Source organism: Pseudomonas sp. JUb42 (assembly GCF_024807945.1).
In the GTDB taxonomy this organism is placed as follows: Bacteria; Pseudomonadota; Gammaproteobacteria; order Pseudomonadales; family Pseudomonadaceae; genus Aquipseudomonas.
Genome location: NZ_JANUFD010000006.1, coordinates 229883 through 242607 on the forward strand (window position 1 = coordinate 229883; position 12725 = coordinate 242607).

Consider the following 12725-nt stretch of genomic DNA (forward strand, 5'->3'; position numbering starts at 1 on the left):
ATTGAGCTACTCGAGTCGACGTTCTAGAGTTCCGACACTTGAACAAAACGAAGGATCAGCTCATGCCCACCGTCACCCTTGCCGACGGCGACCTGCATTATCAACTCGACGGCCCGGCCACTGCGCCGGTGCTGGTGCTGTCCAACTCTCTAGGCACGGACCTGCACATGTGGGACGCGCAGGTCCCGGCGCTCAGCCAGCATTTTCGCGTGCTGCGCTACGACACCCGTGGCCATGGTCGCTCCCTGGTTACTCCCGGCCCCTACAGCATCGAACAGCACGGCCGCGATGTCCTGGCCATGCTCGATGCCCTGGATCTGCAGCGCGTGCACTTCTGTGGCCTGTCCATGGGCGGGCTGATCGGCCAGTGGCTGGGTATCAATGCGCCGCAGCGCTTAGGTCGCCTGGTGGTCTGCAATACCGCAGCAAAAATCGGCAACCCGGATATCTGGAATCCGCGCATCGAAGCGGTATTGAGCGACGGCGCAGCCGGGATGCGCGCGCTGCGTGAAGGCACCATTACCCGTTGGTTCACCCCAGCTTTTGCCGCTTCTCATCCGGGCGAAGTGGACACCGTGGTCAGCGTGCTGCAGAACACCTCCCCCGAAGGCTACGCCGCCAGTTGCGCCGCCGTGCGTGATGCCGACTTCCGCGAGCAGATCGTCGGCATCAAGCTGCCGGTGCTGGTAGTTGCGGGCATGGCTGATCCGGTCACGACCCCGGATGACGGGCACTTCATGCTGGAGCGGATTGCCGGGTCACGGATGGTCACCCTTGAGGCAGCGCACCTGTCGAGTGTCGAGGCGGTCGAGGTGTTTTCGCGGTCAGTATTGGACTTCCTGCACGGTTGACTGCCAAAAATCCAAAACCCGCTCAGGCACCGGACTATGTGGGAGCGAATTCATTCGCGAAAGCGGTATTACAGACGATACAAATGCCTCGGATGCACTGGCCTATTCGCGAATGAATTCGCTCCCAAGCCGAAGATGGCGCGAGATCCAGCCCATGTATCACCTCGCCCAATACTCGGGATTCTCAATCACCCGCACATGCCCAGCCAACAGCAGCGGCAATTGCTCCTGCAGGAACGCCACCCAAGTCCGCACCTTGGCATCGAGAAAACGCCGTGAAGGATACAGCGCAAAGATATTGCGCTCGCGTAGCCGATAATCGGGCAGCAGACGCAGCAGTGTGCCCTCGCGCAAGGCCTGTGTGGTACTGAAGAACGGCAGTAGGCTGATGCCCATGCCTTCCTGAGTGGCCTTGACCATGGCGTCGGCGACATTGGTGGTAAAGGCGCCGTCCGATGAGATCTCGATCTGCTCTTCTCCCTCTTTGAACAGCCAGACATCCTCCTGAAAGTCCTGCAAATGCAGACGTCGATGCTGCAATAGCTGGCTTGGATGACCTGGCACTTCACGGCCTGCCAGGTAGCCGGGTGCCGCGCAGGGCACGCTGAACAGTTGCCCGATGGTCTGGCTGACCAGTGCCGAATCAGGCAGCGAGTGGGCAATGGAAATCACCACATCATGGCCTTCCTCCAAGGGATCGGGGTTGTGCTGGGACAGGGTCAGTTCGATGCAGACGTCCGGATAACGCTCGCTGTAGCGGGCAATCAGTGGGGTGATCAACACGCCCACGCCACTCATGCAATGCACCCGCAGACGCCCCCGCGGATTCAAATGCGAACCCCGCGCTTCGGCGGTGGCCTCACGCACGTCTTCGAGAATCTTGCGACAGCGCAGCAAAAAACGCTCCCCCGATTCGGTCAGCCCCAGGCGTCTAGTGGTGCGTTGCAGCAGGCGGGTTTCCAGGTGCTTTTCCAGCTCAGCAATCAGCCGCGAAACCTGGGCGCCGGAAACATCCAGCGCTTGGGCAGCCGCAGCAAAACTGCCGCTGTCGACTACCTTGGTGAATACCTGCATGCCGTTAAGTAAATCCATGAGAGTTGCGCCTTGATTGCTACCTGAAACGTACGAGTCCATCACCGGTTTGCGGCTTTATCCCGACTGAGGAATCAATAAAATGGACCCTACTTACAGAGGATTTGAATATGAACAGCAAAGTTGCCGCATTCGCCTTGATCGTTCTCGCCAGCAGCAGCGTCATGGCTGCCGAAAACAGCAACGTGCCGGATATCCAGCACGTCGTTTCCACTACCGCAGTGCCCGGCAGTTGCCAGGTGGAACCGGCAACCATGGTTTATCTCGACAGCCAGGGCGTCAGCCACACCGTCACCTACCGGGTGATGGGCACCTGCCAGGGCGGCGTCTGAGTCAGAGCAGTTTCCAGGTGTAACTGAGGATCAGACGGTTCTCGTCGATATCCGAGCGGTAATTCGAGCGGGCCATGACATTACGCACCCGAATACCCAAGCCGCCTAACAGGCCACTCTGCACCACATAGCCGACATCCAGGTCGCGCTCGCGGTCCTTGCCTTCGAAGCCCGCGCCGGTATCGACATTGTTGCCGCTGATATAGCGCACGGTGGTCGTCAACCCCGGCAGGCCCAGTGCTGCAAAGTCGTAGTCATAACGGGCCTGCCAGGAACGCTCATCGGTATAGGCGAACTCATAGGTCGGCACCTCGTTGCCCAGCGGCGTGATATTGGCAAACACCCGAGGGAAGGCGCTGTCGCCATACATGCCCTGATAACCGGCATAGAAAGTGTGACCGCCCCGCCTGGCCGACAACAGCGAGAAAAATGCGCGGTTATCGATCTTGCCCAACAGTTGCGAGCCGTCCTCACGCGCATCGTAGTAACCGAGGTTGGCACCCAGCACCCAGTCGCCTACGGGCTGACTGTGTTTTAGACCGATGAAATCCTGCGCGTAGATATCCTTGAGCTGGCCATGCCAGACGCTGACACTTGTGCGCTTGTCGTTGAAGGCATAGTCGCCGCCGACGTAGTTGAATGCATCGCTCTCGGCCTGGCGTTGCGGCACGTGGCCGAGCATGGCAACCATTTTCTCGTCGCCGGCCTCGTTGCGCAGACTGGTGCCGGTCAGGTGCCCGGCCTGTAGCGTCAGACCGCTGATCTCGCTGGAGCTGATATTCAGCCCCTGATAACTCGGGGGCAGCAGGCGGATATCGCTGAAGGCCAGGACCGGCAGGTTCGGTTGCAGCTCACCGACTTTCAGCTCGGTATTGGATAACTTCGCCTTGAAGGTCAGGCCCAGGCGGCTGTAGTCGTCGGCGGCGCGGCCGTCATCCTTGACCGGCAGCAAGCCGGTATTGACCCGGTCCGGGCTGCTGTCGAGTTTCAGGCCTAATGTACCCAGAGCATCGAGGCCAAAACCCAATGGCCCCGGGGTGTAGCCGGACTTGAAGGTGAGAATGAAACCCTGGGCCCACTCCTCGGCCTTGGACTGTTTGTTGGCGCCGACAATGTCGGAAAAGTCGCGACTGAAATAATAGTTGCGCGCCTGCAAGGTGGCGCTGGAACCCTCGATAAAACCGCCCTCACCCGCGCTGGCCGCCAGGGGCACACCGATAAGGGAAAACCAGATGCGTTGCGTGGTCCGCTGATTCATGTCGTCGCTCTTTGTCTTATTTTTATGGGGATGCCGTGCCGCAAAGGTGCAACCGGAGGACCGGCTTTAGCCGGGAGGGCACCCTAGCGGCTGAAGCTCCTACAGGCTGTATTTGATGGCCTCAGGCTTGAACGCCAGCCACCGCCACCACACCCCGCCGCTCACTCAGCGCATAGGCCGTCATGGCCAGGGCTGCGACGGCGCCGGGGACGGCAAAGGCGAGGAAATTCAGCTGCAACGGCAGTTCGATGCCCATCAGCGCACCGCCCAGCAACGGCCCGACAATGGCGCCATTGCGGCCGATCCCCGAGGCCCAGCCCAGTCCGGTGGAACGGATCGACAGGCCATAGAGCTGCGCAGCCCCGGCGTACAACAGGATCTGCGTACCAATGGTGGTAGCCCCGGCGACGAAGATCAGCAGGTACAGCACCGGCATCGGGCTGTTGATCCCCAGCAGGCTGATCGACACTGCAGAGGCGATAAAGAAGCCGACCATGACCTTGATCAGATTCAGCCGATCCCCCAACCAGCCGCCGATAATGGCACCGGCCATGCCGCCGAAATTCAGCGCCAACAGGAACGACAGGCTCGAACCCAGGCTGTAGCCCGCCCCGGCCATCAGCTTGGGCAGCCAGGAACTCAGGGCGTAGACCATCAGCAGACAGCAGAAAAACGCCACCCAGATCGCCAGAGTGCGCAGACCCAGGCCATGGCGGAACAGTTCCAGCACCGAAGCGCCGCGGCCTTTGCCGTCGCTGATCTGCAAGACATCATCTGCATCCAGCACGGTTTCCGGCGAAAGACGCTTTAGCAGCAACCGGGCCTGTTCCGTGCGCCCCTGACGAATCAGGAAGCCGATGGACTCGGGCAGCAGATAGAGAATCAGCGGCAGCAACAACAACGGAATGGTCGCGACGAAGAACATCGACGACCAACCGAAACGCGGCAGCATGTAGATGCCGACACCCGCCGAGAGCATGCCGCCCAGGGAATAGCCGCTGAACATCAGCGCCACCAGGGTGCTGCGCATTTTCTTCGGCGCGTACTCGTTCATCAGCGCCACGGCATTGGGCATCAGCCCGCCGCAGCCCAGCCCGGCGATAAATCGGCAAATGCCGAACTCGGTGGGCGAACTGGCGAAACCGTTGATCACCGTGGCGATGCTGAACAGCGCAAAGCAGATGGCAATGCCCTTCTTGCGGCCGATCCTGTCGGCCAGGCTGCCGAATGCCAAAGCGCCGAACATCATGCCGAACAGCGCATAACTGCCCAGAGCACCGGCCTGCAAGGGCGAGAGCCCCCACTCCTTCATGATCACCGGCAGGACCACGCCGTAGATGAACAAGTCATAGCCGTCGAAGATCAACAGCAAGGCACACAGGCCCATCACCAACCAGTGAAAGCGGCTGAAACGGGCATTATCGATAAGCGAATGGACATCATGGGTACGCATGGCAGTGCTCTCATTATTGTTGTTGTGAGTCAGTGTCCGCAGTAAGGCCGTGGCTTCAGCCCAGGTCGCCACCTCCCACCGGCAGGGTCACGCCGGTGATGTACGACGCTTCATCGCTGGCCAGGAACAGGATCGCGCCCGCCTGTTCGTCGATGCTGCCGTAGCGTTTCATCAGGGAGCTGTCGAGGGTCTGGTCGACGATCTGCTGATACCAGACGCGCTCCTGCTCGCTTTGCGCCTGGCTGTTGCGCGGGATGCGTCGTGGCGGTGCTTCGGTGCCGCCCGGTGCGGTGGCGTTGACGCGGATGCCGCTGCCGGCGGTTTCCAGGGCCAGGCAGGCGGTCAGGGCATTCACCCCGCCCTTCGCCGCGCCATAGGGCACGCGATTGACGCCACGGGTGGCGATGGAGGAAACATTGACGATGGCGCCGCGGCCCTGTTCGAGCATGTAAGGCAGCACGCTATGGCAGCACCACAGCGTCGGGAACAACGAGCGGCGCACTTCTGCCTCGATCTCGTTGGGCTGGTAATGCTCGTACGGCTTGGCCCAGATGGTCCCGCCAACGTTGTTGACCAGAATATCGATGCGGCCGAAACGTGCTTTGGCCGCGGCCATTACCCGTGCGCAGTCTTCATACTGCTCAAGATCAGCGGTGAGGATCAGGGCGTTGTCGTGCTGCAGTTCATGGACGATATCCGAGCGATCGACGGCCACCAGCAAGGCGCCCTCTTCCAGCAAACGCTCGGCGACTCGGCGGCCGATACCCTGGGCTGCGCCGGTAACCAGCGCAACCTTATGGTTGAAACGTGAGTTCATGGTGAATCCCTCAGGCAGCGTCGCCAGTGGTCACGGGAGCAGAGACGGCGTTGGGGGTGAACTTCTCGTAGTGGAAGCTGGCCGGATTCACGCCCTGATTCTTGAAGTGCTGGCGCACGGCATCGACCATGGGTGGCGGCCCGCACAGGTAGACATCGACATCGCCGTCATTGAGGACCTCGGTGGCCATATGCTGGGTGACATAGCCCTGCCGTTCATGACCGGTGGCGGGGTCCGCCACGCAAGTCACGAAGCTGAAATCAGGCAAGCGCGCGGCGAATGCCTGCAAGGCCTCGACCATGACGAGGTCCTGATCCCGGGTCACACCGTAAATCAAGGTCACAGGCTGACGGGCCTTGCTCTCGGCGAGCACTTCCAGCATGGCCAGGAACGGCGCCAGGCCGGTGCCCCCGGCGAGAAACAGCAATGGCCGGCTGACTTCGCGCAGATAGAAGCTGCCCAGCGGCCCGGTCATGGCCACGCTATCGCCGACCTTTGCCCGCTCCAGCCAACTGCTCATCAGGCCGCCGGGCACCTGTTTGATCAGGAAACTGGCGCGCTTGTCGCCGGGGCGGCTACTGAAGGAGTAGGAACGGGTCTGGCCACTGCCCGGAACGCCGATATTCACGTACTGGCCGGGCAGAAATACTGGCGCCTGATCCAGTTCAAAACTGATGTCTACGGCGGCATCGGCATGCCGGGTGATACTGGCCACCGTGGCATTGAATTGCCCGGTGCCGGTCTTGCAGGCACTGGACGGCACCGGCACGGCAATTACACAGTCCGATTGCGGCACCATCTGGCAGGTCAGCACCTGGCGTTCCAGGGCTTCATCCTCGCTCAAGGCGTCTTCGATATAGTCGTCGCCCAGGTCATAGGCACCGGTTTCGCAGTGACATTTGCAGGTGCCGCAGACACCGTCCGAGCAGTCCATGGGCAGGTTGATACGTTGGCGGAAGGCCGCATCCAGCACCTTCTCGCCCACTTTGCAGTCGATAAAACGGGTCACCCCATCCTCGAAATTCAGGGCAATGGCGTATGTCATGGGCGAGTCCTCAGATGTGGTAGATATCGATGACCTGGTGGATGTAGTCGTTTTTCAGCACCACCTTCTTGCTCGTGATCAGCGGCTGCCCGCCGCGCACATCGAGACGGTAGAAGGACGTGCCGAAATACATATCCGTGGTCTTGTAGCGATGGCTGAGGGTTTGCCAGTTGAAGCGCAGCTCGACGGACTCGCCGTCGTTGGCCAGCACTTCCAGGTTGCTGACGAAATGCGCGGTGCGCGGCTCCGGGGTGCTGGCACTGGAGCGCTCGGTCTTGATGCGGAACACCCGGTCTTCCAGGCCGTCACGGTTGGGGTAGTAGATCAGCGAGATTTCGCTCTGGGGGTCTTCGGTCAGGCTGTCGTGGTCATCCCAGGCCGGCATCCAGAACTCCACCTTGGGCGAATAACACTCCAGCCATTCGTCCCACTGGCGATCATCGAGCAGGCGCGCTTCGCGGTAGAGAAAGTCCAGCAACTGGTCGCGGGAAATGCTCATGAGTGCACCTCCTTGTCCGTGGCGATCAAGCCTTGCTGCTCCCGCTCGATGGCCCGTTGCAGGCTCGCCGCCCAGTGGGCGTGCTGGCGTACGAACAGCCCTTCGTCTTCGGTTTTAACGCCACTGAGCTGCGGGCTCATGCCCATGGCCCTGGCGTTCTCATCGGCGCCTTCGATCCACTGTTTGGCGCCACGGCTGAGGTCATTCCACAAGGTGGTCGCGCCCTGGTAGCCGGTCTGACAAGCGCGGAATTCCTCAAGATCGTCCGGTGTGCCCATGCCGCTGACATTGAAAAAATCTTCGTACTGCCGAATCCGCGTTGCGCGCTCCTGGGCACTTTCGCCCTTGGGTGCCATGCAGTAAATGGTCACTTCGGTCTTGTCCACGGCAATGGGCCGCACGACACGGATCTGCGTGGAAAACTGATCCATCAGGTACACATTGGGATAGAGGCAGAGGTTGCGGGTCTGGTCGACGATAAAGTCGGCGCGATCCTGGCCCAAGCGCTCGGCCAGGGCTTCACGGTGGGCGTGCACCGGGCGCACTTCAGGGTTGAGCAGGCGCGTCCACAAAAGGATATGGCCGTGCTCGAAGGCATAGACGCCACCCAGGCTTTTCGACCAGCCATTGGCGTCAACGGTGCGGGTGCCTTCAGCTTCGTAGTTGCGGCGGCCCATGGTTGCAGAGTAGTTCCAGTGCACAGAGCTGACGTGATAGCCGTCGGCACCGTTCTCGATCTGCAGCTTCCAGTTGCCGTCGTAGACATAGGAGGAACTGCCGCGCAGCACTTCCAGGCCTTCGGGGGCCTGATCGACCATCTGATCGATGATGATCCGGGTTTCGCCCAGATAGTCGCTCAGTTCCGGGGCGTCCTCGCTGAGGCTGCCGAACAGGAAACCGCGATAGTTCTCGAAGCGGCCGAGGCGCTTGAGGTCGTGGGAGCCGTCGCAGTCGAAGCTGTCGGGATAGGCGCCGGTCTTGGCGTCCTTGACCTTGAGCAGCTTGCCCGCATTGCTGAACGTCCAGCCATGGAACGGGCAGGTAAACGAACCCTTATTGCCCTGTTTACGGCGGCAGAGCATGGCGCCACGGTGGGCGCAGGCATTGACCAGACCGTGCAGCGCGCCTTGTTTGTCCCGGGTGATGACCACCGGCTGACGGCCGATCCAGGTAGTGAAGTAGTCGTTGATCTGCGGCACCTGGCTTTCATGGGCCAGGTAGACCCAGCCACTTTCGAAGATGTGTTTCATCTCCAGGGCGAAGAGTTCGGTGTCGGTGAAGATATCGCGGCGGCAACGGAAGACGCCGGTGGCGGGGTCTTCGTGGACGGAGTCGCGCAGTTGTCGGGCGAGTCGGTCGAGTGTGCTGATCATGGCGTAGGCCCTCGGTTGTTCTTGTATCAGGCCCCCTCACCTTATGTGCTTGCCTCGTCCCCCAATATCCGCTGGCTGCAAATCGTTGTCCGCTGAGTGCAGCAGCCTGATTGCATAAACATCGCGCCTCAACACATTACAAAACCTGATATCAGTGGGTATCGGTCAATACCGCCCCGTGCCTACAGCCCTCATGGCGCAGGCATAGATCCAATAGTGCGCGACTTATAACCGGGACAAACCATAAGCATATGCACTATCAACTGTTTATTTTCCCGGACGGGACACGGCACGATCGGCTCATTTTCAATGACAAGCCCTACCACAGAGGAGCGATCGGTGCCTGCGATAGACCTGCCTAACGGCACACATATGCACTACGAAATAGCCGGAGAAGGCCCTGTCCTGCTGGCCCTCGCCCCAGGCGGCCTGCACTCGCGCAGCGAACTCTGGAACTACCGCGAAGATGGGCGGCCACGGGGTGGCGTCAGCCCCGTTGCAGCGTTTGCCCATCGCCATACCGTGCTGACCCTGGATCAGCGCAATGCCGGGCGCTCGACCGCACCGATCAGCCAATCCGATGGCTGGCAGGCTTACGCTGAGGACCATCTGTTGCTACTCGATGCCTTGGGCATCGAGCGCTGCCATATCATCGGCGCCTGCATCGGCCCTTCCTTCGCACTGAAGATTATCGAGTTGGCGCCTCAACGCGTCCTGTCTGCCGTCCTGCAACAGCCGATTGGCAAGAGTGATGACAACCTGCAGTTGCGTCGCCAATCCTTCAACTCATGGAGTGAGAAGTTATTGGCCCAGGGGCGTCAGTTGGATATGCGGGTGATGGCGGCAATAGAGCGCAATCTGTTTGGCAGTGACTTTGTCTACAGCGTCAGCCGTGACTTTGTCCGCGCCTGCGCTACACCGCTATTGGTACTGCCGGGCAACGATGCCCGCCACCCCAAAGCCGTAGGCGAAGAAATCGCCGCGCTGGCGCCGAACGCCCGCCTGTTCAGCGACTGGGACAGCGCCGCCGGGCAGGCGCTCTACGCCGAAACCTTGCATACCTTTTTCGATAGCCACAATGAACCGGTTGGTCAGCCCTGATGACACAGAAACTACTTGCCTGCCTGTTGGCAGCTGCTGCACTCCTGACCCTGCCCCTCGCTCAGGCGGATGACCTGTACACCACTATCAAGGAACGCGGCAAGGTGCGCATCGGCGTGAACCTCAGCGGTTTGCCATTTGGTACCTATAAACCCGGTACACAAACGCCGTTCGGTTTTGCCGTGGACCTGGCCCGGGATATCGGCGACAAGCTTGGGGTCGAGACGGAAGTCGTGCCTGTGGTGGCTGCCAATCGGGCGGTGTTCCTGCAACAGGGCAAGGTGGATCTGCTGATCGCCAATATGACGGTCACACCGGAACGCAGTGAAAAGCTCGATTATGTGCCGACACCTTACGAACAGCTGGGCGGCGCCCTGGTGGCTCCACGCAATTCGGGGATAAGTCGCTGGGAGGATCTCAAGGACAAGACCGTGTGCATCTCCCAGGGCGCGAGTTTCCAGCAACCCCTGACCCAGGACTATCACGTCAACCTCAAGGCCTATCGGGGCCAGTCTGAAGTACTGTTGGCCCTGCGTGGTAACAGTTGTGATGCCGTGGTGCTGAATAGCCCGATCATGCACGAACTGTTGCGCCAGCCTGAATGGTCGGGGTTCGAGATTCCCATTGCCGAGGATCTCGTCCCCGCCGACTCGGTCATCTGGCTGCGCAAACAGGAACCGCGCATGCAGCAACTGCTGGATCGCATCGTCCAGGACTGGCACGCCAGCGGCTGGCTACTGGCGCTGGGCCAGCAATACCGGATGCAGCCCTCACCCTTGATTGTCGCCCTGCATGATCGCTATCAGGGCGCCCCGGCGCTGAAAACCCCGGTGACGCCCTGATACTTTGCTACGTGGCCTGGCGCTGGCGCCGCCAGGTCTGCGACGGCAGCTCGCCAAAGCGCTTGCGATAAGCCTCGGAGAAGCGCCCCAAATGCAAAAAACCATGATCCAGAGCGACCTCGGTCACACTGCGCGCAGTGGCCAGTTGCAGCACGGCATGGACCTTTTCCAGCTTGCGCTGACGCATGTAGTCGCGTGGAGACAAACCTGCCTGGCGTTCGAACAGGGTATACAACGAGCGCTCGCTGACCCTGGCCACGGCCATCAATTGCTCGATGCTGATGTCTTCGCACAGATGTTCTTCGATGAACTGGCGTACCGGCTCGAAACCGCCGCTTTCATCGGGCCGGGGAATGACCCGCAGGACATTGCTGGCCAACAGCGCCAGCAGTTTATTGGCGACGATGCGCTCGTAAAGCGCCTGCATCGGTGCTTCGGCGGCATTCTCCGCTTCGTGACAAATCAGCCCGAGCAGTTGCAGGAAGCCACCCATTTCAGCCAGCTCGTGACGCGCGGCGATAAAACGGATGCCCTGCTGGGGCAGGCTCCAGTGCTGTTCGAGGCAGGCGTTTTCCAGCAGGCGCACCGGCAATTTGACGATGAATTTCTCGCAGTCGGCGGAATAGGTCAGGTCCACCGGGTCATCGGGGTTGATCAGCAACACTTCGCCGGGGCCGAACACCTGTTCCTTTCCCCGGGCGCTGGAGCGGCAATGACCCTGCAGGAGAATTTGCAGGTGATAGATGGTTTCCAGCGCCGTAGAAGTGACCTGCACCGGCGCACCATAGCTGATGCGGCACAGGTCCAGACTGGAAAAGGTCCGGTGGCTGATGCTCGCCTCGGGGCGGCCGCGGCGTGGCAGGCGAATGCAGTGGCTACCCACATGCTGGTTAACGTAATCCGACACGGCATAGGCATCGGCACGATCGAATATCCGGCTGCGCTCACTCAATAGCACGGTCATGGTTGCGCCTCTTATAGTTGTATTAGGCTCAGACTCAAGGCAAAACGCCCCCGCAGGCAAGACCTGTGGGGGCGGCTGGTTAGGTAATGCAGTGCATCAGGCTTCCAGCGCCCTCACCCGCACATGGCGACTTTCGTCCTTGGGCGCAGCGGTGGGTTGCAGCACGAAATCGAAGTCGATATCGGCGCGACGGCCATTGGCATCGTCGCTGAAGTGAATCTCGGCGATCAGCTCGTCACGGGTGGCGTAGGCAAAATCGTCGTGCAGGTATTGGTCTCCGGCCAGGTTGATCTGTGTGGTCAGGTGGCGATGCCCCGGCGCCGAGATGAAGAAGTGGATATGCGCCGGGCGCTGACCATGACGGCCCAATTGATCGAGCAGCTTTTGGGTCGGCCCATCCGGTGGGCAGCCGTAGCCGGACGGCACGATGCTCTGCAAGCGATAGCGGCCTTCGGCATCGGTCTGGATACGACGACGCAGATTGAACTCCGATTGCGACGGGTCGAAATACGAATAGGTACCTCCCGTATTGGCGTGCCAGACATCGACAATGGCATTGGCCAGTGGCACGCCATCGGTGTCTCGGACCTGACCGGTCATGTACAGCACGGTGCCGGGGTCCTGGCCATCATCGAGGCGGGCAAAGTGCTCGCTCAGCGGCGCACCCGCTACGTAAAGCGGGCCTTCAATGGTCCGCGGCGTACCGCCGACATGGCCGGCCTGTTCGTCTTCGGCATCCATCAGCAGGTCAAGGTAATGCTCCAGCCCCAGGCCCGCGACCAGCAGCCCGGCTTCCTGGCGACTGCCCAGTTCGTTGAGGTAATTGACGGCTTTCCAGAACTCTTCAGGAGTGATCTGCAGGTCTTCGATGATCTTGATGCTGTCGTTCAGCACTCGGTGCACGACATTCTTCATGCGCTGGCTGCCGCCAGCCTGGTCAAAGCCGCAAGCGCCCTCGAAGAATTGCTGGACTTCGGCAGTTTGCGAGATACGGATGGTCATGGCGGTGGTCCTCATCATTTCTTTGTTCTTGTTGATATAGGTGCTACGCAGGAGACATAGGTGAATGCAATTCTTGTGGGAGCGAATTCATTCGCG

Annotated in this window: 13 protein-coding genes; 4 read left to right on the plus strand and 9 right to left on the minus strand. The window is 60.6% G+C overall.

Going from position 1 to position 12725, the window contains the following annotated elements:
• Positions 1 to 62: 62 nt before the first annotated feature.
• Positions 63 to 851: a 3-oxoadipate enol-lactonase gene (gene pcaD / locus M2401_RS14075; protein WP_259103682.1), complete on the plus strand. Its 789-nt coding sequence runs from the start codon at positions 63 to 65 to the stop codon at positions 849 to 851.
• 159 nt (positions 852 to 1010) lie between these two features.
• Here pcaD and M2401_RS14080 read toward each other — a convergent pair whose 3' ends face one another.
• Entirely contained in the window at positions 1011 to 1943 is a 933-nt protein-coding gene (locus M2401_RS14080) for a LysR family transcriptional regulator (protein WP_259103687.1), read from the minus strand.
• A gap of 110 nt (positions 1944 to 2053) precedes the next feature.
• On the opposite strand from M2401_RS14080, the gene M2401_RS14085 reads away from it, so the two are divergent.
• Positions 2054 to 2275 (plus strand): DUF2790 domain-containing protein, encoded by a 222-nt coding sequence (locus M2401_RS14085; RefSeq protein WP_259103688.1) that lies wholly within the window; start codon positions 2054 to 2056, stop codon positions 2273 to 2275.
• 1 nt (position 2276) lies between these two features.
• Here the strand turns inward: M2401_RS14085 and M2401_RS14090 are convergent, their stop codons facing one another.
• The 6 genes from M2401_RS14090 to M2401_RS14115 all read right to left on the minus strand — a co-directional run bounded on the left by M2401_RS14090 (position 2277) and on the right by M2401_RS14115 (position 8720).
• The gene (locus M2401_RS14090; RefSeq protein WP_259103690.1) at positions 2277 to 3533 is read right to left on the minus strand and encodes an OprD family porin; all 1257 of its coding nucleotides are present in this window, start codon (positions 3531 to 3533) and stop codon (positions 2277 to 2279) included.
• 121 nt (positions 3534 to 3654) lie between these two features.
• Positions 3655 to 4986, minus strand: a complete 1332-nt coding sequence (locus tag M2401_RS14095) for an MFS transporter (RefSeq protein ID WP_259103691.1) — start codon at positions 4984 to 4986, stop codon at positions 3655 to 3657.
• A gap of 55 nt (positions 4987 to 5041) precedes the next feature.
• The gene (locus M2401_RS14100; RefSeq protein ID WP_259103692.1) at positions 5042 to 5803 is read right to left on the minus strand and encodes a 1,6-dihydroxycyclohexa-2,4-diene-1-carboxylate dehydrogenase; all 762 of its coding nucleotides are present in this window, start codon (positions 5801 to 5803) and stop codon (positions 5042 to 5044) included.
• A gap of 10 nt (positions 5804 to 5813) precedes the next feature.
• The gene (gene benC, locus M2401_RS14105; protein WP_259103693.1) at positions 5814 to 6848 is read right to left on the minus strand and encodes a benzoate 1,2-dioxygenase electron transfer component BenC; all 1035 of its coding nucleotides are present in this window, start codon (positions 6846 to 6848) and stop codon (positions 5814 to 5816) included.
• Positions 6849 to 6858: 10 nt separating this feature from the next.
• Positions 6859 to 7347, minus strand: coding sequence for a benzoate 1,2-dioxygenase small subunit (benB, locus tag M2401_RS14110; RefSeq protein WP_259103696.1), 489 nt, complete (start codon positions 7345 to 7347; stop codon positions 6859 to 6861).
• Positions 7344 to 8720: a Rieske 2Fe-2S domain-containing protein gene (locus tag M2401_RS14115; protein WP_259103699.1), complete on the minus strand. Its 1377-nt coding sequence runs from the start codon at positions 8718 to 8720 to the stop codon at positions 7344 to 7346. Before M2401_RS14115 ends, benB begins: the two co-directional genes overlap by 4 nt.
• A gap of 339 nt (positions 8721 to 9059) precedes the next feature.
• Between M2401_RS14115 and M2401_RS14120 the strand changes: the two genes are divergently transcribed.
• Both M2401_RS14120 and M2401_RS14125 read left to right on the plus strand, forming a co-directional pair.
• Entirely contained in the window at positions 9060 to 9821 is a 762-nt protein-coding gene (locus M2401_RS14120; RefSeq protein ID WP_259103701.1) for an alpha/beta fold hydrolase, read from the plus strand.
• On the plus strand, positions 9821 to 10663 hold the full coding sequence (locus M2401_RS14125; protein WP_259103703.1) for a transporter substrate-binding domain-containing protein: 843 nt from the start codon (positions 9821 to 9823) through the stop codon (positions 10661 to 10663). Before M2401_RS14120 ends, M2401_RS14125 begins: the two co-directional genes overlap by 1 nt.
• Positions 10664 to 10670: 7 nt before the next feature.
• Here M2401_RS14125 and M2401_RS14130 read toward each other — a convergent pair whose 3' ends face one another.
• Positions 10671 to 11627, minus strand: coding sequence for an AraC family transcriptional regulator (locus M2401_RS14130; RefSeq protein WP_259103705.1), 957 nt, complete (start codon positions 11625 to 11627; stop codon positions 10671 to 10673).
• 96 nt (positions 11628 to 11723) lie between these two features.
• Positions 11724 to 12629, minus strand: a complete 906-nt coding sequence (gene catA, locus M2401_RS14135) for a catechol 1,2-dioxygenase (RefSeq protein WP_259103967.1) — start codon at positions 12627 to 12629, stop codon at positions 11724 to 11726.
• Positions 12630 to 12725 lie beyond the last annotated feature (96 nt).

Excerpts from the sequence above, each read along its gene's own strand:
- pcaD (WP_259103682.1), top strand. The coding sequence starts at position 63 with ATGCCCACCGTCACCCTTGCCGACGGCGACCTGCATTATCAACTCGAC.
- M2401_RS14080 (WP_259103687.1), bottom strand. The coding sequence starts at position 1,943 with ATGGATTTACTTAACGGCATGCAGGTATTCACCAAGGTAGTCGACAGC.
- M2401_RS14085 (WP_259103688.1), top strand. The coding sequence starts at position 2,054 with ATGAACAGCAAAGTTGCCGCATTCGCCTTGATCGTTCTCGCCAGCAGC.
- M2401_RS14090 (WP_259103690.1), bottom strand. The coding sequence starts at position 3,533 with ATGAATCAGCGGACCACGCAACGCATCTGGTTTTCCCTTATCGGTGTG.
- M2401_RS14095 (WP_259103691.1), bottom strand. The coding sequence starts at position 4,986 with ATGCGTACCCATGATGTCCATTCGCTTATCGATAATGCCCGTTTCAGC.
- M2401_RS14100 (WP_259103692.1), bottom strand. The coding sequence starts at position 5,803 with ATGAACTCACGTTTCAACCATAAGGTTGCGCTGGTTACCGGCGCAGCC.
- benC (WP_259103693.1), bottom strand. The coding sequence starts at position 6,848 with ATGACATACGCCATTGCCCTGAATTTCGAGGATGGGGTGACCCGTTTT.
- benB (WP_259103696.1), bottom strand. The coding sequence starts at position 7,347 with ATGAGCATTTCCCGCGACCAGTTGCTGGACTTTCTCTACCGCGAAGCG.
- M2401_RS14115 (WP_259103699.1), bottom strand. The coding sequence starts at position 8,720 with ATGATCAGCACACTCGACCGACTCGCCCGACAACTGCGCGACTCCGTC.
- M2401_RS14125 (WP_259103703.1), top strand. The coding sequence starts at position 9,821 with ATGACACAGAAACTACTTGCCTGCCTGTTGGCAGCTGCTGCACTCCTG.
- M2401_RS14130 (WP_259103705.1), bottom strand. The coding sequence starts at position 11,627 with ATGACCGTGCTATTGAGTGAGCGCAGCCGGATATTCGATCGTGCCGAT.
- catA (WP_259103967.1), bottom strand. The coding sequence starts at position 12,629 with ATGACCATCCGTATCTCGCAAACTGCCGAAGTCCAGCAATTCTTCGAG.